This is a genomic window from Amycolatopsis sp. NPDC003731 (assembly GCF_053586895.1).
In genome coordinates, this window is the sequence record NZ_JBSFNC010000063.1 from 28,662 (window position 1) to 48,258 (window position 19,597).

At 72.7% G+C, this 19,597-nt stretch carries 14 protein-coding genes and 1 pseudogene; 5 read left to right on the plus strand and 10 right to left on the minus strand.

The genetic code is table 11. The features are described 5' to 3' along the window. The first annotated feature begins 14 nt into the window (after window positions 1–14). Window positions 15–830 (plus strand): carbohydrate ABC transporter permease, encoded by an 816-nt coding sequence (locus ACWDN5_RS25135; RefSeq protein WP_449677978.1) that lies wholly within the window; start codon window positions 15–17, stop codon window positions 828–830. A gap of 29 nt (window positions 831–859) precedes the next feature. Here the strand turns inward: ACWDN5_RS25135 and ACWDN5_RS25140 are convergent. From ACWDN5_RS25140 to ACWDN5_RS25175, 8 genes and pseudogenes are all read right to left on the minus strand, one after another. Further along, a pseudogene (locus tag ACWDN5_RS25140) lies at window positions 860–1,558 on the minus strand (ATP-binding protein); the annotation flags it as partial. A 91-nt stretch (window positions 1,559–1,649) separates the two neighbouring features. Next, window positions 1,650–2,654, minus strand: a complete 1,005-nt coding sequence (locus ACWDN5_RS25145) for a DUF5914 domain-containing protein (protein ID WP_449677966.1) — start codon at window positions 2,652–2,654, stop codon at window positions 1,650–1,652. A gap of 343 nt (window positions 2,655–2,997) precedes the next feature. Further along, on the minus strand, window positions 2,998–4,878 hold the full coding sequence (locus ACWDN5_RS25150) for an SWIM zinc finger family protein (protein ID WP_449677967.1): 1,881 nt from the start codon (window positions 4,876–4,878) through the stop codon (window positions 2,998–3,000). Then, the gene (locus ACWDN5_RS25155) at window positions 4,878–5,975 is read right to left on the minus strand and encodes a VWA domain-containing protein (RefSeq protein ID WP_449677968.1); all 1,098 of its coding nucleotides are present in this window, start codon (window positions 5,973–5,975) and stop codon (window positions 4,878–4,880) included. The genes ACWDN5_RS25150 and ACWDN5_RS25155 overlap by 1 nt, the downstream gene beginning before the upstream one ends. Window positions 5,976–6,015: 40 nt before the next feature. Then, the gene (locus ACWDN5_RS25160; RefSeq protein WP_449677969.1) at window positions 6,016–8,265 is read right to left on the minus strand and encodes a DUF5682 family protein; all 2,250 of its coding nucleotides are present in this window, start codon (window positions 8,263–8,265) and stop codon (window positions 6,016–6,018) included. 11 nt (window positions 8,266–8,276) lie between these two features. Then, entirely contained in the window at window positions 8,277–9,347 is a 1,071-nt protein-coding gene (locus tag ACWDN5_RS25165; RefSeq protein ID WP_449677970.1) for an AAA family ATPase, read from the minus strand. Further along, window positions 9,344–12,661, minus strand: coding sequence for a DUF4132 domain-containing protein (locus tag ACWDN5_RS25170; protein WP_449677971.1), 3,318 nt, complete (start codon window positions 12,659–12,661; stop codon window positions 9,344–9,346). The genes ACWDN5_RS25165 and ACWDN5_RS25170 overlap by 4 nt, the downstream gene beginning before the upstream one ends. 83 nt (window positions 12,662–12,744) lie before the next feature. After that, a complete protein-coding gene (locus ACWDN5_RS25175; protein WP_449677972.1) occupies window positions 12,745–13,395 on the minus strand; it encodes a DUF4230 domain-containing protein in 651 nt (216 codons plus the stop codon). A 76-nt stretch (window positions 13,396–13,471) separates the two neighbouring features. On the opposite strand from ACWDN5_RS25175, the gene ACWDN5_RS25180 reads away from it, so the two are divergent. Next, window positions 13,472–13,618, plus strand: a complete 147-nt coding sequence (locus ACWDN5_RS25180; RefSeq protein WP_449677973.1) for a hypothetical protein — start codon at window positions 13,472–13,474, stop codon at window positions 13,616–13,618. Here ACWDN5_RS25180 and ACWDN5_RS25185 read toward each other — a convergent pair. Beyond that, complete coding sequence (locus ACWDN5_RS25185) at window positions 13,615–14,208, minus strand: TetR/AcrR family transcriptional regulator (RefSeq protein ID WP_449677974.1); 594 nt, start codon at window positions 14,206–14,208, stop codon at window positions 13,615–13,617. The genes ACWDN5_RS25180 and ACWDN5_RS25185 overlap by 4 nt on opposite strands. A 119-nt stretch (window positions 14,209–14,327) precedes the next feature. On the opposite strand from ACWDN5_RS25185, the gene ACWDN5_RS25190 reads away from it, so the two are divergent. Next, window positions 14,328–14,885 (plus strand): hypothetical protein, encoded by a 558-nt coding sequence (locus ACWDN5_RS25190; protein WP_449677975.1) that lies wholly within the window; start codon window positions 14,328–14,330, stop codon window positions 14,883–14,885. On the opposite strand, the gene ACWDN5_RS25195 is transcribed toward ACWDN5_RS25190, so the two are convergent. After that, window positions 14,863–16,200, minus strand: coding sequence for a glycoside hydrolase family 6 protein (locus ACWDN5_RS25195; RefSeq protein ID WP_449677979.1), 1,338 nt, complete (start codon window positions 16,198–16,200; stop codon window positions 14,863–14,865). The two genes, ACWDN5_RS25190 and ACWDN5_RS25195, sit on opposite strands and share 23 nt — an antisense overlap. 360 nt (window positions 16,201–16,560) lie before the next feature. Here ACWDN5_RS25195 and ACWDN5_RS25200 point away from each other — a divergent pair, with 360 nt between their 5' ends. Further along, window positions 16,561–18,939 carry a ricin-type beta-trefoil lectin domain protein gene (locus ACWDN5_RS25200; protein ID WP_310969817.1) on the plus strand — a complete coding sequence of 793 codons (2,379 nt, stop codon included), beginning with the start codon at window positions 16,561–16,563 and terminating at the stop codon, window positions 18,937–18,939. Window positions 18,940–18,963: 24 nt separating this feature from the next. Then, a partial coding sequence (locus ACWDN5_RS25205; RefSeq protein WP_449677976.1) for an arabinofuranosidase catalytic domain-containing protein occupies window positions 18,964–19,597 on the plus strand: 634 nt, incomplete at its 3' end.

Sequence of the window (19,597 nt, forward strand, 5' to 3'; positions counted from 1 at the left end):
CCCGTTCCTCCGCCGTGGTGACCACGGCGATGTTCGTCGCCGCGGTCTACTTCCTGCTGCCGGTGGTCTGGCTGGCGATCTCCGCGACGAAGTCCGCGTCCGACCTGTCGACGACGTTCGGCCTCTGGTTCTCCGGCAACCACCTCGGGGAGAACCTGCGCGACACCGTGACCTTCGGCGACGGCCTCTACCTGCGGTGGCTGGCCAACAGCGCGCTGTACTCCGTGGTGGGGGCGGCGGCGGCCACGCTGCTGTCGGCGATGGCCGGCTACGCCCTCGTCAAGTTCACCTTCCGCGGGCGCTCGCTGACGTTTTCCACCATTCTCGCCGGCGTGCTGGTCCCGCCGACCGCGCTCGCGGTGCCGCTGTTCCTGATGCTGGCCGGCGCCGGGATGACGAACACGGTGTGGTCGGTGCTGCTGCCGAGCATGATCAGCCCGTTCGGGGTCTACCTGGCCCGTGTCTACGCGGCGGCGTCGGTCCCGGACGAGATCCTCGAAGCCGGTCGCATCGACGGCGCGGGCGACGTGCGCATGTTCTACACCGTGAGCCTGCGCCTGATGGCCCCGGCGCTGATCACCATCTTCCTGTTCCAGTTCGTCGCGATCTGGAACAACTTCCTGCTCCCCCTGGTGATGCTGACCAGCGACCGGCTCTACCCGGTGACGCTCGGGCTGTACACGCTGAACACCCAGATCACCCGGGATCCGGACCTGAAGGCGATCGTGGTCACCGGCTCGCTGCTGTCGATCATCCCGCTGATCCTGGCTTTCCTGGCGCTGCAACGCTTCTGGCGGACCGGGCTGGCGGCCGGGGCGGTCAAGGACTGACCGCCCCGCGCCGGGCGGACACCGGCAGCCAGGTGCAGGCCCAGGCCGGTGCCGTGGCCGATGTCCTTCGTCGTGAAGAACGGCTGGAACGGCCTCGGCAGCAGGTCCGCCGGGATGCCCGGGCCGCGGTCGCGGACCTCGACGACCGCGCAGGGACCCTCCTGGCGGATCACCAGCCGCAGTTCGCCGTGGCCGCGAGGTCGGAACAGGCGGCCGCGGAGGCGCGACCAGGGCGCTGATCGCCCGGCCGGCCGCCTGCGCGTCCGCCCGCCTCCGGGCGGACCGCCGCGGCCAGCCCCGCGGCGGTGACCGCGGCGCGCACTGGAGGGCCAGGTCGAGGGCGACCTCCAGGCCGAGTTCCCGGGCCCGCGCGACGAAGGCGCACCAGGAGGTCCCGGTTGCGCAACGCGGTGGCGGCGTCGAGCAGCGCATCCCGCTCGGCGTGGCGGTCGGGCCGGTAGGCGACGCGTTCGAGCAACCGCGCGCCGATCTCGAAGTCGTTGGCCAGGGGTCCACGGCTCGCTCCAGGCGCCGATCCGGAAGGTCCGGACCCCGGGTTCGTCGGGGACGACGATCGCCGCGAAGCCGTCGCCGCCGTCGGGCTCCAGCCGGGTCCGCCGGGTGGAGCCGTCCGCCCGCACGGTGGCCGACACCCGCACGGCCTCGCCGACCACGGCCTTGGCCGGATGTTCCGCCGTCCCCACCGTGGTGCGGACGTCCTCGATCACGGATGCGCCCGACCACCGCGCTCACCTCCCGCGCGGCCAAGGGAAAACCCGGGTCGGCTTCGGAACCCGACGCAGTCGGCGCAGGGGCGGATCAGGGCGCGCGCAGGGCGTACCGGCGTTCCGCATAGGCCAGGTCGTCGCGCCACAGGCGGGCGGCGGCCCGGCGCATGAGGGGACGCAAAACCGGCGCCAACCGTGCAGCGTGGGCGAAACCCGGCCGTTCGGACGCCGCGATCGTCGCCTCGATCACGGCCGTTTCCGGGCGGCCGTCCGGGCCGGGACCGAGCGGGGTGGCGTGCGTTTCCACGACGCTGCCGACCCCCTCACCGTCCACAATGGTCATCAGCACGGTGCGCGGGCCCGGGCAGGTGAACTCGGCGACCACCGGGACACCGATCTTGCCGGCCAGGCGGAACGTCACCTCGACGACGAACCGGTCGTCCTCCTCGGCGACGTCGACACCCTGCGGGGCGGACACCACGCGCAGCCGCGCGAACGAGTACGGGTGGAACCACGCGCCGTGCCACGGGTCGAGGCGGTTGGCCACGACGTCTTCGGGCTCGCAGACGCCGGTGAGCGTGGCGACGGCGTCCACCGTCGTCCCGTCCGGACGGACCGGCACCGGCGGGCGCTCGGTGGGCTGCTCGCCGCCGATCCGGTCGAGCCGGACCCACGCGAGCACGCCGTCGTCGAAGGCGGGGAGGGCCGTCCACCCGGGACGGTCCGCGCCGACGCGCAGGCCGTGCCAGCGGCAGACCAGCTCACCGCAGTGCACCCGCGCCTGCTCCAGCGGGGCGCCGAGGTGGGGGCAGGCGCCGGGGCCGACGAGCAGGCCGCCGTCGGGCCCGCGCCAGGCGACCAGTTCGCGGCCGGCCACCCGCACCCCGAACGGCCGGTCGGCGCGTACCTCGCGGGCGGCCGCGAAGACGAACCAATTACCGGACGGCCGCGTGCCCGCCCGCTTGACGGCGGCTTCGATCAGCGCGGGACTGCACTCCCGGTAGGTGGGTTCCTGCCGCGCCCAGGCCGGTTCCCGGAACGGCCGCACCGGCCACCGCGCCGGCCAGCGCTCGATCACCTGCCGCTTGAAGTCCACCTGACACACTCCCACCCGAACACGACCGGCCGAGAAGACCGGCTCGCGAGCCATCCTCAGCCATGTGAAGCGATTGCGCAACGCTTCCAGGCCAGGCTGGCGTCCCGGCGCGACGCTTCACGCGCAAGCGGGACAAGGCCGCGCAGCTCACGTGTACCCGCAGGGTCGCGAATGACTCATTTTGACCCGGTGCCGCCGGCCGTGTTGGGGCTTCGGATCGGGGTTGGGGGAAGTCTGGGTTCCGTTGTGGCTGGTGCCGCAGCCGGTGCCGGTGTCGCAGCCGGTGCCGGTGTCGGTGTCGGTGGAGCTGGGGTTCGGTGCCGCTCGGGTCTGTTGCTGGTTGTCAGCGGAGTTCGGCCGTTGTCAGTACTCGGATCTGGGCTCTTGTCCATGCCTCCGGGGTCCATTGCTCCGCGAATTTGCTCAGCTCGGCCGCCGTGGTGGTGAAGCCTGTTGACTTCAGGTTCTTTGCCGCTCGGTCTGTTCGGGTTCTCGACGTTGGGGGTGCGTGGGCCAAGCCTCGGTGGGCCGCCTCCGCCAGGACCGATTCCGCCTCTGCCAATGCCTCTCGCAAGGGGTCGTGCTCTGGCGGAGGTGGTGGGCCCAGTGGCTCGGTTCGGTCGTCGGCGGCCAGGTCCGGGAGGTGGATGCCCTCCTTCGTTCGGATGGCCACCGGGTCTATGCGCAGCTCGCCTGCCGTTCGGGTCAATGCTCCGCTCAGCTGGGTGGGGTTTGCCGCCAGCGCGCTGTTCAGCGCGTCCAGCCGACCCGGGCAGGCGCTGCTGTGGGTTGCCGTTATTCGCGCCTGGGTGCCGTGGGCGTCCGCGATGATTGCGTCCAGGCGTTGGGCTCCGGGGTGGTAGCCCAGGTCGCACACCTCTGTTATCCGGACCACCGCGATGGCTTCCGCCTCGACTCGGGGACGGATCAGCTTCGGCGGGAGGTTCGCCAGCCGATTGGCTTCGGCCTTGAAGTCGGTGATCACCGCGGGCAGGTCGTCCCATGCCGCGCCGATCGGGGTTATCGATATTGCGCCCGTGCGGGAGGTGCCCAGTCTCAAGGCTCGGCTTGCGCTGCGGACCGCGGTTTCCGAGACGACGTTTGCGGCCGCCAGGACTCCCAGCGTCGTGCCCGCGATGCGGCGGCCGGCCAGGTCGTGGCCCGTGACCTGCTCGGTGCCGGTTTCCCAGCGGGCCGTCAGGGCCAGCACCGAGCCGTCGGCCGTGAAGTAGACCTGGGCGCGGCGCTCGCCCGGGCTGCCGGATATCCGGACGCCCAGTGCCGTCAGGCGGATGCGGCGCAACTTCGTCTCCGCCTGCTCTTCCGTTCCCAGCACCAGGGACGGCGGGCCGCTCGCCCGGAATCGGGCCGGGATCTCCGCGAGGAGCTCCGCGCACCACTCGACGCGGTGGCGGGCGCTGCGGGCGGCGTACGCGTCCAACTGGTCGCCGAGCTCTGACATCGCCGCCGCCGGCCAGCGCAGCCCTGACTCCGCCAGGTCCGTGGCGATGCGGCCGATCGAGGCCCGCAGCACCGGGCTCGCGTTCGCCACGCCGTCGTGCAGCACCCGCGCGACGACCTCCAGCGCGGGGGCGGACGGGACCGGGGCCGGGGCCGGGGTTGGGCCGCCGATCGCGAACCGGGTGTCCGCGTCGGTCAGGCCGCGGGTGTCGGCCTCCCGGAACGCCCAGACCGCGATGGCGACCTGCTGGGCCCGGTCGGCCGCGTCGGTGTGGGCGTAGCCCAGCTCGGCGGGGACCAGGAAGCGGACCGTCGCCGCCGGGAGTTCGGCCACCGCCACCGGGTCCGCCGCCGTCGGGCGCCGGAGGCGCACCACCGGACCCGCCTGCCAAGCGCGCCGGGCCGTTGTCACGGCTCGGGCGCCGAACTCGGCCGTCAGCGCTTCGTCGTCGATGTCGCCCGGCGACCACGCGGTGAACTCGGGTGCGGCCCCCGGGTGGTGCTGGTAGCCGAGCACGACGGCGATCCGGTGGCGGCACACGCCGGGCGCGCCGCAGGTGCACGCCGCCGCGGCGAGTGCGCCTTCCGGCGGGAACACGACCTCGACGCCGTCCGGGAACCGGCCGCGCACCTCGCCGTCCTCGGCGGTTTCGAGGGCCGGGCCGCGGCCGGCGTCGATGTCTTTCTGCGCGCGCTTGACCAGGCCGCGGTTGGCCAGCGCGGCGAGCGCGTCCGGGGTGAGCGCGAGGAGGTCGGCGCGCATCAGCCGAGCAGTTCCGCGACGAACTCGGCCAGCATCCCGGGCGTCATGGCCCCGACGTGGGCGCCCACGTCGGCCAGCCGTTGCGCCAGCGCGCGGTCGTACACCGGGTTCGCCTCCTCGTCGAGCGCGGCCAGGGCCAGCACGTGCGTGCCCGCCTCGGCCAGTTTCCGGACGTCGTGCACCAGCCGGTGTTCGTCGCCGCCTTCGAAGAAGTCGCTGATCACCACCACGATCGCCCGGCGCGGGTTCTCGATGAGCCCGGCGGCGTAGGCGACCGCCTTCGCGATGTCGGTGCCGCCGCCCAGCTGGACCTTCATCAGCAGCTCGACCGGGTCGGTGACGTCCTCGGTGAGGTCGACGACCGCGGTGTCGAACGTGACCAGGTGCGTCTTCAGGCCCGGCAGGCCCCACAGGCAGGCCGCGGTCACCGCCGCGTGGATCACCGAGCCGGCCATCGACCCGGACTGGTCGACGAGCAGGACCAGCTGCCACCGGTCGAGGTGCCGGCGGGTGCGGGAGGTGAACTTCGGGCTGTCGATGAGCACCCGCCGCTCGGCGGGCTGGTAGCGGCCGAGGTTGGCGCGGATCGTGCGGTGGAAGTCGAAGTCACGCGCCTGCTTCAGCTGACTGGGCCGCCGGGACCGGGTGCCGGTGAACGACCGGCGCAGCTCCGGCTTCAGCCGCCGCAGCAGGTCGCGGACGACCGCTTCGACGAGTTTCCGCGCCATGGCGAGCAGATCCGGGTTCATCAGGTGCTTGGTGCGCAACACCGCCCGCAGCAGCGCCGGGCTCGGTTCGATCCGGGCCAGCACGTCCGGGTCGGTGACGATTTCGGTGATGTCGTAGCGCTCCACCGCGTCGCGTTCCAGGCGCTCGATGGTCTCGCGCGGGAACAGCCGGTGCACGTCGTCGAGCCAGTCTACTGTGGACAGTACGGACGGCCCGGTGCCGCCGCGCACGTCCCGCTCGGCCAGCTCGTCACCGCGGTCGTAGAGCCAGGACAGGGCCGCGTCCCGCCCCGCGCCCTCCCGGGTGAGCTCGCAGGCCGCTTGCGCGGGCTCGCCGAGGATGAGGCGCCAGCGCTCGAGGTCGGTCACGCGGGTGCCTCTCCGTGGGACGGGCGGTGTTCGAACGCGGTCATGCCAGGCCCTCCCGGGTCAGGCGGGCGTCCACGCGGGCCTCGAGGGCCATGGCCTCCGCGATGACCACCGGGTCGATCGCGACCGGCCGGGTCAGGGTGCGGGCCGAGCCGCCGCGGCCGTGGCGGGCCAGCAGGCGCTCGGCGATCTTTTCGCGTTCCGCGGGCGGGAAGTAGGCGAACGCCAGGCGCAGCGCGGGCAGCGCCGCCAGGAATTGCGCCTCGGTCAGCGCGCTCACCAGCTCGTCCAGCGTGTCCAGCACGCCGTCGGCGCCGATCACCTCCTCGCGGGCCAGCGCGAACAGCCCGGCCAGCCAGTCGCCGAGGGAGGCCGGGGCGGCCATGTCCCGCACCGCCGCCCGGGTCCGGTCCGGAGCCGGGGCGGCGCCGAGTGACCAGGCCAGGCCGGCCGCGGCGCCCCGCAGGTCCGGCGGGACACCCGCGTCGGCGGCCACCCGCCCGGCGACCGCGGTGGCCGTCTCGCGATCCACCGTCAGCACCGGCGCCGCGTGCCGGATCGTGTCGCGGACCGCCACCATCGCCGCGAGCCGGCGCGGCTCGGCGGGAGCCGGGCCACCGCGGACGGCTTCGGCCAGCCACAACGCCCGCGCCACCCCCGCCCGCAGCACGGCCGCGGCCGCCGGGCTGCCCGCGAGGCCGAACAGCTCGTCGTGGCGCCACAGCGCGAGGACCGTCGCCACGGCGTCCCCGAGCGGGCCGAGGTCGTCCGCGTGGCCGGCCTCCGCGACCAGGGTGTCCACAATGGATTCGGGCAGGGCCGGGACGCCGCACAGAGCGGCGTCGAACAGCGCTCGCGCCAGCGCCGGCAGGTCGGCGCCGGGCAGGCTCTCCCGCAGCACGGCCAGCGCCGCTTCGGGCAGGGTCGCGCCGTACGCCCCCGCCTCGATCAGCGCGGGCAGGCGGGTGTCGCCGGGAGTCAGCCGCCAGACCTCGACGACCACCGGGTCCGCGCCGCCCGCCGGACCGGACCGGCGGTCGAACCCGGGAATCCCCAGCAGCCGCAGGCAGTGCAGGACCCGGCTGCGGCGCCGCCCGTGCTCTTCGGTCAGGTCGAGCCGGACCGGACCGGCGCCGTCGAGGCCCAGCTCCGCCAGTTCCGCCTCGACCCGGCCGGGCAACGGCGGCGCGGGGGTGTCCGGGTGCAGCCGGCCCGTGCGCTCGCCGCCGAGCGCGGCCACCATCTCGACCACCACCGGGTGCGCACCCGGCTGCAGCGGCCCGCGGACCGTCCACGGCGGCGGCTGCGTCAGGTCGTCGGTGACCAGGGCGCCGAGCAGGCCGTCCAGGACGTCGACCCGCGCCGGGTGGTCGTGCCCGCGCAGCTTGGCCAGGCCGTCGGCGAGGGCGCGGGCGGCGATGAGATCCGCGGTCGACACCGGCTGACGTCGCGCGCGCAGCCGCCCGGCGACCGCTTCCAGCAGCCCCTGGCCGGCGCCGGCCAGGCCGCGTTCCCAGAGCAGCTGGTAGTAGCCGGGCGAGGGCATCCCGGACTGGTAGCCGGTGAACGCGTCGAGCCGCCGGTGCGAGTACGGCACGAGGTAGCTCGCCGCACCGGGCTGCCGGGGCACCTCGGGCCAGTCCGTGCCGCCGCTCGCCGCGAGCCGCCGGACGGCCGCGGTGTGGAACCCGCCGGTGACGACCAGTACGGGCCGCTCCCCGGCGTCGGCGACGGCCGCGCGGACCCACGAGGCCATGTACTCCTCGCGCACCCGGTCGCTTTCGCTCGCTTCGGCCTCCCCGCGCAGGAGGTCGAAGTACGCCGTCAACCGTTCCGCCAGGCCCTCGTCCGGGGCCGCTTCGAAGAGGTGGTCCCAGAGCGAGTCGGGGTTGTCCACCGCGAACTCCGCGCACAGCCGGCGGATCACTTCGGCGTAGCGCAGCTCCGCGTCGGCGTACCGGTTGTCCCAGCCGTCGAAGGCCGGGTGCCAGGCCGGCAGGTCGATGAACCGCAGCTCCGCACCGGCCGCCCGGCCGGCGGTCAGCGCGATCCACTCGGGGGAGTGGTCGCAGAACGGCGACCACGACGAGTGCGTCCGCTGCTCGCCGGAGTAGCTCGTGTGGATGGCGATCGGCAGTTCGTGGCCGAGCAGCAGCTCACCGAGCCGGCCGTTGACGTCGGCCGGCCCCTCGACGAGCACGTACGCCGGGCGCAGCTCGCCGACGGCCGACGCGACCACCCGGCTGCACGCCGGGCTGTGGTGCCGCACGCCCACGAAGACGGCCCCCATGCCCCGCCCCCTCAGCCCGGCAGCAGGTGCCGCGCGTGGTGCAGCTCCTGCCACGGATCGGCACCGCGGCGGGCCGCGTGCTGTTCGAGGTACCGGCGCAGCCGCGCCAGGTCGTCCGCGTTGTCCTTCGCCGCCGTGCCGGCCAGGCAGGCCACGACGTCGGCGGGCGTGCCCGGCTCACCGCGCAGGTACCAGCCCCGCACCCCGACCGCGTGCGCGACCGACACCGCCTCCGCGGTGCTCATCACGGCCGACACGCGATCGCCCGCCGGCCCGCCGCGCAGGTCGCGGAAGGTGGTGACCAGCACCTCCAGCACGTCACGCCGCGGCGGGGCCTCGACCCCGGACCGGGCCAGCAGCGCGGTCGCCTCCTGCTCGACCAGGTCCAGTTCGGTGGCGAAGTCCGCGATCGGGAACACCGTCTCGAAGGTGAACCGCCGTTTCAGGGCCGCGCTCATCTCGTTGACGCCGCGGTCGCGCGTGTTGGCCGTGGCGATGACGTTGAACCCTTCGGAGGCGAACACCATGCCCGCCCCGCCGGGCAGCTCCGGGATCGCCAGCACCCGCTCGGACAGCAGCGACAGCAGGCAATCCTGCACTTCCAGCGGGCAGCGCGTGATCTCCTCGAACCGCACCACCGCGCCCTCGCGCATGCCGCGCAGCATCGGCGCGGGCACCAGCGACCGCTCCGACGGCCCTTCGGCGACCAGCAGCGCGTAGTTCCACGAGTACTTGATCTGGTCCTCGGTGGTGGCCGCGCCGCCCTGGATGGTCAGCGTCGAGTCACCGCTGACGGCCGCCGCGATCAGCTCCGACAGCAGCGATTTCGCCGTCCCGGGCTCGCCGACGAGCATCAGCCCGCGGCTGGTGGCCAGCGTGACCAGCGACCGGTCGATCAGCGACGGATCGCCGACGAACTTGCGCCGGATGCCGTGGGCCTCGTCGCCGACGATGAACCGGCGCGCGGCCGCGAGGCTGAGCGCCCAGCCCGGCGGGCGCGGCGCGGTGTCCTGCTCGCGCAACCGGGCCAGCTCATCGGCGTAGCGGACTTCGGCCGGTGGCCGTTGCGGGTTCGCGGTCACCGGGTCAGCCCTTCGAGGTCGGCCAGCACCTCGGACGCCGTGACCGGGTCCAGGTCGCCGAAGGGCCGGGTGGACCCGAGCCGGCGCCAGTGGCCACCTCCGGTGTCGTCCAGCCAGATCGCGCCCAGCACCTGCTCCGGTTCCCAGGTCACGTCGCCGGCCGCGATGCCGGGGTCGAGGTCGACCACGACGCTGAAGCCGCCGGGGGCCGGGCGGGAGATCCAGCACTCGATGCCGGCGTCCTGCGGTTCGCCGCGCACCCAGCCGCGCTGGGTCAGGCCGAGCACCTTGCCGACCGGCACCTTGAGGCCCTCGAACCGCTTCAGCGTCGTCGCGGCCTTCTCGGCGTCGTCCAAAGTGGCCACCGGACGGCCCAGCTGCGGGAACGGCTGCAGGATCTCGTAGTCGGCGAACACCGCCGACCACTCCGCCAGCGCCGCGCCCAGCTCGAGCGGGTGCGCGATGCCCACCTCGGCGTCCGGCGGCAGCAAGTAACCGTCGTCCTCGACGGTGGCGTACGTGCGATCCTCCGCGCACCGGAACGCTTCGCCCGCCGTGGTGCGCCAGACCAGCCGCCGCACGAGGTGCCAGAGCAGCGGGTGGCCGGCCAGCAGCTGCTCGAACTCCGCGGCGGGCCAGCGGCGGCCGAGCACCATCGCCGTCTCCAGCCGGGAGATCTGGTCGGCCGCGACCGCACGGACGTCCTTCTTCAGCGCCGAGAAGCGCTTGTACTCCGCCGCCGCGAGCTCGGCGTCGTCCTTCGCGCCCGGCTTCGGCAAGGCCTTGCGGGGCTTGCCGTCCGGGTCCGTGACGTACGGTTTGAGCTGTTCGTCGAAGCCGACGACGAACGTGCGGGGGCCGTAGTCGATCACTGCCGTGGCTGCCTCGTCGAGGCCGAGTGTCGGGACCAGGCGGTCGGCCAGCTGCTCGGTCGACAGGCCGAGCCCCTCGGCGACCGCGGCGATCTTCTCCTGCGCCTTCAGCTTCAGCCCCTTGAACTTCACCTTCTGCGCGATGGAGTTCAGGTGCAGGAGCGCGAGGTCCGTGCCGATGCCGGCCAGGACGTCGAGGGCCGCGGTCGCCCGGGCGTGGCCGCCTTCGCCCGGCCAGGCGCGGATCAGCGGGCTCAGCTCGCGGACCACCGTGTCGTCTCCGAGCAGGCCCAGCGCGGTCAGCACCCAGCCGCCCTTGGCCGGGAACCCTTCGCTCTCCCAGCCGCGGAACAGCGCCCAGGCGAACTCCGCCAGCGAGGCCGGGTCACAGACCTCCCGGACGTGCGGCACCCCGGCGTAGATCTCGTCGGGGCGGCACAGCGCGAGCATCGTGACGACGTGCCCGGCCGCGCTTTCTGGCAGCGCTTGACCGCCCTCGCGCAGCCGGATCTGCGGCAGCACGACCGGATCGGCCCAGGCCCCGGCCACCGGCATCCGCGCGGGCAGGACGTCCAGGGGGTCGGTGGCGAGCAGCCGGCCGATCGCCTGGGCGGCTTCGGGGCCGTGGCCCGCCGCGGCCCGCGCGACGACTTCGGCGTTCTGCGCCGCGACGTGGCGCAGCGCCGCTTCGGCCGCGCGACGCCGCGCCCCGGCCGGCCCGAGCGCGGGCGGGACGAGGTACCGCGCGGCCGCGGCCGGGTGGCGGGCCAGCCAGGCCGACGCGATCGAGCGGGCCGACTTCAGCCGGACGAACCAGTCCGCCATCAGCTCGGCGATCTCCGGGCTCGTCAACGGCAGGAGCAGCCCGCCGTGGCCCGGGTGCGCGGTCGCCGCCGCGAGGACCGGCCGGTACGCGGCCAGGCCGTGCCGGCCCAGGAGCTGACGGCCCCAGCCCTCGGCATCCCAGGCGTCCTGGGGTTCCCAGTGGGGGAGGTGCTCGAGCACCCACTCCCGCGGCGCGGCGAGGAACAGGCGCGGTTCCGCCCAGCGCGGGAGCTTCCCGGCCTCGAACGCGGCGATCCGGCCCGCCAGGTCCGGGTCGTCGCCCGGCCAGAAGTTCTCCAGGTCCTGCCTCGCCCACTCGGCTTCTTCGCCCGGCTCCCACTCGAGCGCCGGCTCGCCGCCGGTCTCGAGTCCACTGAGGACGGTGGGTTTGACCGCCGTGCGCTTCGTCGTCCACGGTGGGTCCACCAGGACCCGCGGCAGCGCCGACCGCGGAACCTCGGACAGCCGATCACCGCCCGCCATCGTCTTCTCGACCACCGCACGCTGCTCGGCCGGCAGCTGCCCGGCGACCCGGGCGGCGATGTCCGGATGCGCGCGAACCTGGCTCCGCAGCAGGAAGCCGGCGGCGTCCGCGGTCTTGGAGCGGCCGGTGGCGGCCTCGGCCAGCAGCCGGACCGCGCGGGCGGGGAAGCGGCCCATCGCCCCGGCGACGACCGGCGACACGTGCTTCTGGCCGAGCCGCGCCACCAGCAGGCCGAACGCCGTGTCGGTGGGCAGGACGGCGAGGAAGCGCAGCAGTGCCTTGCGCGAGTCGCCGCCGTTCGGGTCACCGTCGATCGCCCGGGCCACGAACGGCGCGACGGCCGGCCCCAGCGCGTCGGTGAGGGTGCAGCGGATCTCGTCCTGGTTGAACTGCCAGTTCACGTACTCGTTGTGCACCGCGGCGACCTGTTCCGGGGTGCTCAGGGAGGTCAGCACCGCGCCCCAGTCGAAGTTGTAGGCGTCGACGCCCGCGACCTCGGCGACCAGCTCGTCACTCCAGTCGGTGCAGGTGGGGACCAGGTAGGAGGCGGCGATCCGGGTGGCCGCCTGGGTGCGGCACGGCGCGAGCGCCTCGGCCGCGGCTTCGTAGTCGGCCTGCGGCGCCGCGGCGAGGACCGAACGCAGCCGCCGGAACAGCGGGATCCGCAGCAGGTGCAGCGGAACCTGCGCGCCGGGGCACGGGCGCACGAGCGCCGGCCCGCCGGTCTCGTTGCAGCTGATCCGGGTGGCCTCGGCGGCCGCCCGGACCGCGAACACCAGGCCGTGGCGCAGGATCCACGCGTCGGCCACCTGCTCCGAGCGGTTCCGCTCCTCGCTGCCCCGGTAGTGGCCGTACATCCGCAGGCGGGCCAGTGCGGCGGCGCCCACCACGTCGGCCTCGCCGGCCTGCGTCCGCCGGATGGCCGCCAGGATCGCGGGGTCGCTGCCCGGGTTGCCGAAGGCCTCTTCGGCGCGTTCACCGGGTTCGTCGAGCACGGATTGCCAGTACCCGGCCGCCTCCTGGCCGAGCTCGACCTCGCGGACGAACCAGCCGCCCCGCCGGACGTGGACGTGCGGCTCCCAGGACGGGTCCGGCCGGAACGCCGTCTCGCTCGGCTGTCTGCTGTCGTTCACCTGTGTTTCCCCCTCCTGCGGGTGATCGGTCGCAGACTACGGGGAGGGTCCGACAGTTTTCGTTCGCGGCGGGAAAGCCCCGGTCAGCCGGGGTTGGTGTCGGCGTACTCGACGGTGATGTTCTTGAAGCCGAGCGACTGCAGCAGGCCGGTCAGCATCGTGCGGGTGTTGCGCTCCGCGTCGGCCACCAGCGAGCTCTTCGCGGCCGCGGCCTGGATCTGCTTCTGGGCGAGCTCGTAGAGCGCCTGCTGCGAGTTCGGGTTCCCGCTGAGGAACTCGTTGATCCGGGTGAACAGGCCCTGCTGCTGCGCGTACACATGGGACTCGTGCACGTCCAGCGTGGCCGGCTCCAGCTGTGCGTGCCCCAGGGTGATCTTCGCGGACTGGCGGTCGTCGGAGACCTGGACCGCGTCGCCCTTCAGCCGCGAGAAGTCCACATAGGCGTTGTCGGTGCCGACGCCGATGAACAGGGTGTCGCTGCCCACGAGGAAACTCGGCAGGACCGAGCTGGTGGTGATGTCGACGACGACCTGGAACGAACCGCTGGCCGCCTCGTAGCGGGACAGCTCGACGATCGACTGCAGCAGCACCGGACCGGAGTGTTCCTCGGTCCGCTCCGCGAACGGATTGCGCAATTGGGGTAACACGTGCACGGCCGATGCGACGAGCACGGCGGCGATCAGAACCACCGCGGCCACAGCCAACGCGACGAGCCGTTTGCCCCAAGCACCCATACCCGCAGGAATACCCAACCGGCCACCGCGCCAATCGAGCGGTACGGTGTGACCGACTCCGACGAGGGGAGACCGTGTGCGCAAGTCCGTGTGGCTGTGGATCCTGGTGGTCGTCCTCGCCGTCCTGGTGCTCGGCATGATCTTCGGCGGCTACCGCAAGGGCACCAAGCTCGGCGCGCCCGCCGCACCCGTGGCGTCCTGGGTCGCCGGCCGGGCGGCCTAACCCCGGTTGCGCCGCTTGGCCCCGGCCGCCACCGGGGCGTCCCGGTACCGCAGGATGCCTTCCACGCCACGGAGGAACGTGGCGCAGATCGGGGCCGGGTCGGTGAGGCAGCCCGCGGCCATCGCGCCGTCGCGGAGCATGACGAAGTGCTGCGCGGCCGGCCCGGCGGCAGTCTCCCCGGTTGCGGCGAGGAGTTCCGTGACGGTGTCCAGGAACCACTGCCGGTGCGCGAGGACGGCCTGGTGCACCGGGTGGGCGGGGTCCGGGTATTCGGCGGCGGCGTTGAGGAACGCGCAACCGCGGAAGCCGGGTGACCGGATGCCGTCCGCGATCGTCGTGGCCACGGCCAGGACGACGTCCTCGGGCGAGCCGCCCGCCTCCCGGGCCGCCGCGACCTGCGCGCGGATGGCCTTGTCCGCTTCGCTCAGGTAAGCGACCAGCAGGTCGTCCTTGCTGGGGAAGTGCCGGTAGAGCGTGGCGCGGGTGACGCCGGCGTCGGCGATGACCCGGTCGATGCCGACCGAATGCAGGCCCTCGGTGTAGAACAGCCGGCTGGCCGAGCTCAGCAGCCGCGCTCGTGCTTCGGACACGTCCACCTCCCGGTTCGCTGCGTCCAGCCTAGCAGATAGAACGGTCGGTCTTGACGGCGGCGGGTCGGCACTGCCATAGTCGGCAACGAGACAGATCGTTCTATCTACCGGGAGAGTCCATGACCACCGACACCGTTCCGGCCGCCGACGTCGCGCAAGCCTTGCGGCGGCTCTACTTCGTCCGGTTCGCGTTCGCCCTCGTCTGGGCGGGGCTGCTCTTCACGACGGCGAAGGCGCTCGGGCCGGTCAGCATCGCGTTGCTGGTGCTGTACCCGCTGTTCGACGTCGTCGCCGCCGTGCTCGACGCGCGTTCGGCGAAGGCGGGCAAGCCGATCACGGCGCTCTACGTGAACGTCGCGATCAGCCTGCTCGCCGCCGCCGGTCTGGCCCTCGCCGCCTCGTCCGGGATTCCGGGCGTGCTGCGGTTGTGGGGCAGCTGGGCGATCGTGGCCGGCCTCGTCCAGCTCGTCGTCGGTGCCGCCCGGCGTGGCCTCGGCGGCCAGTGGCCGATGATCCTCAGCGGCGCGATCTCCGTCGTGGCCGGTACTTCCTTCATCCTGCAGGCCACAATGGAGGGTGCGTCGCTGACGGCGCTGGCCGGCTACGCCACGCTGGGCGGCATCTTCTTCCTCGTCTCCGCGCTGCGGCTGGGGGTCAGGAGCAGGACGTCCCGTTGAGCGCCGGCTGCTGGAACGGCGGCGTGCCACCGTTGTAGTTCGCGTTGTAGCCGAGCGTGGTCGTCGCGTTCGTGCCCAGGCTGCCGTTCCACGCCGCGTTGGCGACCGTGACGACGTCGCCGCCGTCGGTCCAGGTCCCGTTCCAGCCGTTGGTGACGGTCACGCCGGGGGCGGAGAACGTCAGCGTCCAGCTGCTGAGGGCCGCACCGCGGTTCTCGATGACGATCTCGCCGGTGTACCCGGTCGGCCAGCTGCTGACCACCCGGTGGGTGACCTTGCAGCCGCCGGTCGGCTGCGGGGTCGTCGTGGTGGGCGTCGTGGGCGTGGTCGGGGTGGTCGGCGTGGTGGGGCTCGTCGGGGTGGTGGTCTGGATCGGCCCGGCCGCGATGGCGAGGTCGTAGGCCCGCTGGGGCACGAACTGGCCGGCCGTGGCGATGCAGCCGTCCGCCTCGCCCGGCGGCTTGACCCACAGGAACGCGTCGATCTGGCCGTCGCCGGTCTGGTTGGTGCTCGGGGTGCCGATGGCGCGCCCGCCGGGGTCGCACCACTCGCTGCCCTGCGGCCCGTTGCCGTTGCGGCTCGTGTCGACCACGGCCTTCAGCCGCGAATCGCCCAGCTGGCCGAGGATCGCCTTGTCGTAGGCGACCTCGTCGGAGGTCGAGCGGTAGTTGGACACGTTGGTGGAGATGCCGTCGGCGCTGTTGGAGATGTCGGCGGCCCGCAGCCGCGAGGCGGCGTCACCGGGGGAGAGCCACGCGGAGTGCCCGATGTCGAAGTACACCTTCGCCTGGGACGAGCCGGCCTTCAGCTTCTTGCCCGCGTACGCCATCGACGCCGTGGTCTGGCGCTGCTGGTCGCTGTTCTGGCAGTTCGTCATCTGCGGGAGCACGTCCGGCTCGAGCACGATCGCCGCCGGACGGCCCGCGAGACCGGCCGCCACCTGGTCGATCCAGGCCCGGTAGGCGTCGTGGGACGGCGCGCCGCCGCTGCTCGCCCCGCCGCAGTCGCGGTTGGGGATGTCGTAGACGACCATGATCGGGATCTTCCCGGCGGCGGCCGCGGCGCCGACGTAGGCGTCCACTTCGCCGCGCACGGTGGACGTGTTCGTGGTGGTGAACCACCGCGCCTGCGGTACCGCGGCGATCCGGTCGCGGATGACCGCGGCGCGCGAGTCGCCGGGGTTCGCCGCGACCCACTTGGCCGCGTTGGTGCCCGGGTCGACGTAGTACGCCGAGGCGGCGGCCTGCGCGCCGGCCCACGTGGTCGTGGCGACGACGCCGGTCACGACCACGGCGGCGAGCCCGCCGGCGGCCACTGTCCTGCTTCGCATGCACGTTCTCCTTCGAACGACGGGGGGCGCCGGAAACGTCGACTGGGAGCGCTCCCAGCAGTCCGAGACTGTAGCCGGGGAAAGCGGTGCGGGAAAGGGGGTGCATCGCCGTTTTCGACCGCCGCCGCGAAAATTACACCGGTGCGAAGAACGACAGTTGTTCGGCGGCAAGGCGACTGTTAGCGTTAACGCAGCGCGTGTTCGCCATCGACGAAGATGGGGTTCTCCTGGGCCGATTACCGGCCGGACGAGGGCGTTTTCCCCCTTCGCCGATCGTTCGACTGTTTCGCCGGCAAGCCCGGAACTTTCGCCGGGTGCCGCCCTGCGTCGGAAGTGAGGACTACCATGTTCCGGAGCGCGATTGCGGTGGTCACCGCGGTCGTCCTGGCCGTGGCCGGCAGCGTCGTCGCCGCGGCGCCGGCCCAGGCCGCCACCTCGATCACGATCAACGGCAGCTCCGGCGGACGCACGTTCGACGGCGTCGGCGCGGTCAGCGGGGGCGGGGGTAACAGCCGCCTGCTGATCGACTACCCCGAACCGCAGCGCGGCCAGATCCTCGACTACCTGTTCAAGCCCGGCTACGGGGCCGCCCTGCAGATCCTCAAGGTGGAAATGGGCGGGGACACCAACTCCACCAGCGGCGCGGAACCGAGCCACGCCCACTTCCGCGGCGACCTCGACTGCAACCGCGGGTACGAGTGGTGGATCATGGAACAGGCCAAGGCGCGCAACCCCGGCATCAAGCTCGTGGGCCTGCCCTGGGGCGCGCCGGGCTGGATCGGCAACGGGACGTTCTTCTCCAACGACCTCACCGACTACTACCTGTCGTGGCTGGGGTGCGCCAAGCAGCACGGGCTGACCATCGACTACCTCACCAGCGTCCAGAACGAGAAGCAGTGGAGCGCCGACTGGACCGTGACCCTGCGCAACGCCCTCAACGCCAACGGGTACAGCGCGGTCAAGGTCATCTCCGGCGACTCGTGGCCGGGGGACTGGGGCCCGGCGAGCGCGATCTCGACGAACACGGCCTACCGCAACGCCACCGACGTGCTCAGCGCCCACTACACCTGCGGCTACCTCAGCGCGCAGACGTCCTGCAGCGTGCCGGCGAACGTGGTCAACACCGGGAAGACGTTGTGGTCCAGTGAAAACGGCTCACAGGACTACAACGACGGCGCCAAGCCGCTGGCCCGCGGGATCAACCGCGTCTACCTCGACGGCAAGATGACCGCGTACCTCAACTGGGACCTGATCGCCGCCACCACGCCGAACATCCCGTGGCCGACGGTCGGGCTCATCCTCGCCAACCAGCCGTGGTCGGGTTACTACTCGGTCGGCAAGGACGCGTGGGCGCTGGCGCACACGACGCAGTTCACCGCGCCCGGCTGGAAGTACCTCGATTCGTCCAGCGGCTACCTGGGCGGCAACCGGTCCAACGGCAGCTACGTCTCGCTGAAGTCGCCGAACAACACCGACTACAGCACGGTCATCGAGACGATGGACGCGACCTCGGCCCAGACGCTGAACCTGAACGTCACCGGCGGGCTGTCCACGGGCCAGGTGCACGTGTGGGCGACCAACCTCAACTCGAACAACCCGGCCGACCACTTCGTCCACAGCACCGACCTCACGCCGTCCGGCGGCGCGTACTCGCTGACCGTCCAGCCCGGGTACCTGTACACGATCACGACCACCACCGGGCAGGGCAAGGGCACCGCGACCAGCCCGCCGCAGGGCTCGCTGAACCTGCCCTACAGCGACGACTTCGAGGCGTACGCGAAGGGCAAGGAAGCCAAGTACCTGATGGACATGGAGGGCGCGTTCGAGACCGCCCCCTGCGGCGCCGGCCGCGCGGGCACCTGCGTCCGCCAGTCCGCGACGCAGAAGACGATCCCCTGGAAGAAGTTCGTCGACCCGTACGCGCTCCTGGGCAACGTCGCCTGGAGCAACTACACGCTCAGCACGGACGTGCTGCTGGAGAAGTCCGGCTACGTCGAGCTGCTCGGCCGGGCCGGCTCGCAGGACACCGGCAACCAGGGCGCGCTGAACGCGTACTACTTCCGGATCGGCGACAACGGCGCCTGGTCGATCCGGCGCAACAACACCAGCCAGCAGAACACGACGCTGCGCACCGGCACGACGGCCGCGCTCGGCACCGGCAGCTGGCACAAGCTGTCGCTGGGCTTCTCCGGCAGCACCATCACCGCGTCCGTCGACGGCACGGTGCTCGGCACGGTCACCGACGGCACCTTCCCGGCCGGCCAGGTCGGGATCGGCACGAGCGTCGGCGAAACCGCGCAGTTCGACAACTTCGCCGTGGCCGGTTCGGGCGGCGGGTCGACGTCGGTGCTGCGCAACACCGCCGCCGGGCGGTGTCTCGACGTGCCGAACGTGTCCCAGACCAACGGCACCCAGGTGACGCTGTGGGACTGCAACGGCGGCAGCAACCAGCAGTGGACGCTGACGTCGGGCAAGCAGCTCCTGGTGTACGGCAACAAGTGCCTGGACGCCGAAGGCGCGGGCACCACCGCGGGCACCCGGGCGATCATCTGGGACTGCTCGACCGGCGCCAACCAGCAGTGGACGGCGGCCGCCGACGGCACGATCACCGGTGTCCAATCGGGACTGTGCCTGACGCCGAACGGCAACGGCACGGGGAACAGCACGCCGGTGACGCTGCAGACCTGCACGGGCGGCAACGCCCAGAAGTGGACCCGGGGCTAGGCCGTCCGGACGGAGGAGTTCGCGATGAACAAGCGTTGGACGAGGATGTGGCCGGCCGTGGTGATCGCCGCGGGCGCGCTGGCCGGCACGGCGACGACGTCGGAGGCGGCCGCCCAGGGGCCGTGTGACATCTACGCGGCCGGCGGAACGCCTTGTGTGGCCGCGCATTCGACCACCCGGGCGCTCTACGGCGCGTACAGCGGCTCGCTGTACCAGGTGCGGCGGGCGTCGGACAACACGACGCGGGACATCGGCGTCCTGAGCGCCGGCGGCGTCGCGAACGCCGCGGCCCAGGATTCGTTCTGCGCCGGGACGTCCTGCCTGATCACGGTCATCTACGACCAGTCCGGCCGGAACAACCACCTGACCCAGGCCCCGCCGGGTGGCTTCCCCGGCCCGGCGCCCGGCGGCTACGACAACCTGGCCAGCGCGACGGCCGCGCCGACCACCGTCGGTGGGCAGAAGGCGTACGGCGTGTTCGTGGCACCGGGGACGGGCTACCGCAACAACAACGCCACCGGCACGGCGACCGGTGACCAGCCCGAAGGCATGTACGCGATCTTCGACGGCACGCACTACAACGGTGGCTGCTGCTTCGACTACGGCAACGCCGAGCGCAACAGCCGCGACAACGGCAACGGCACGATGGAAGCCATCT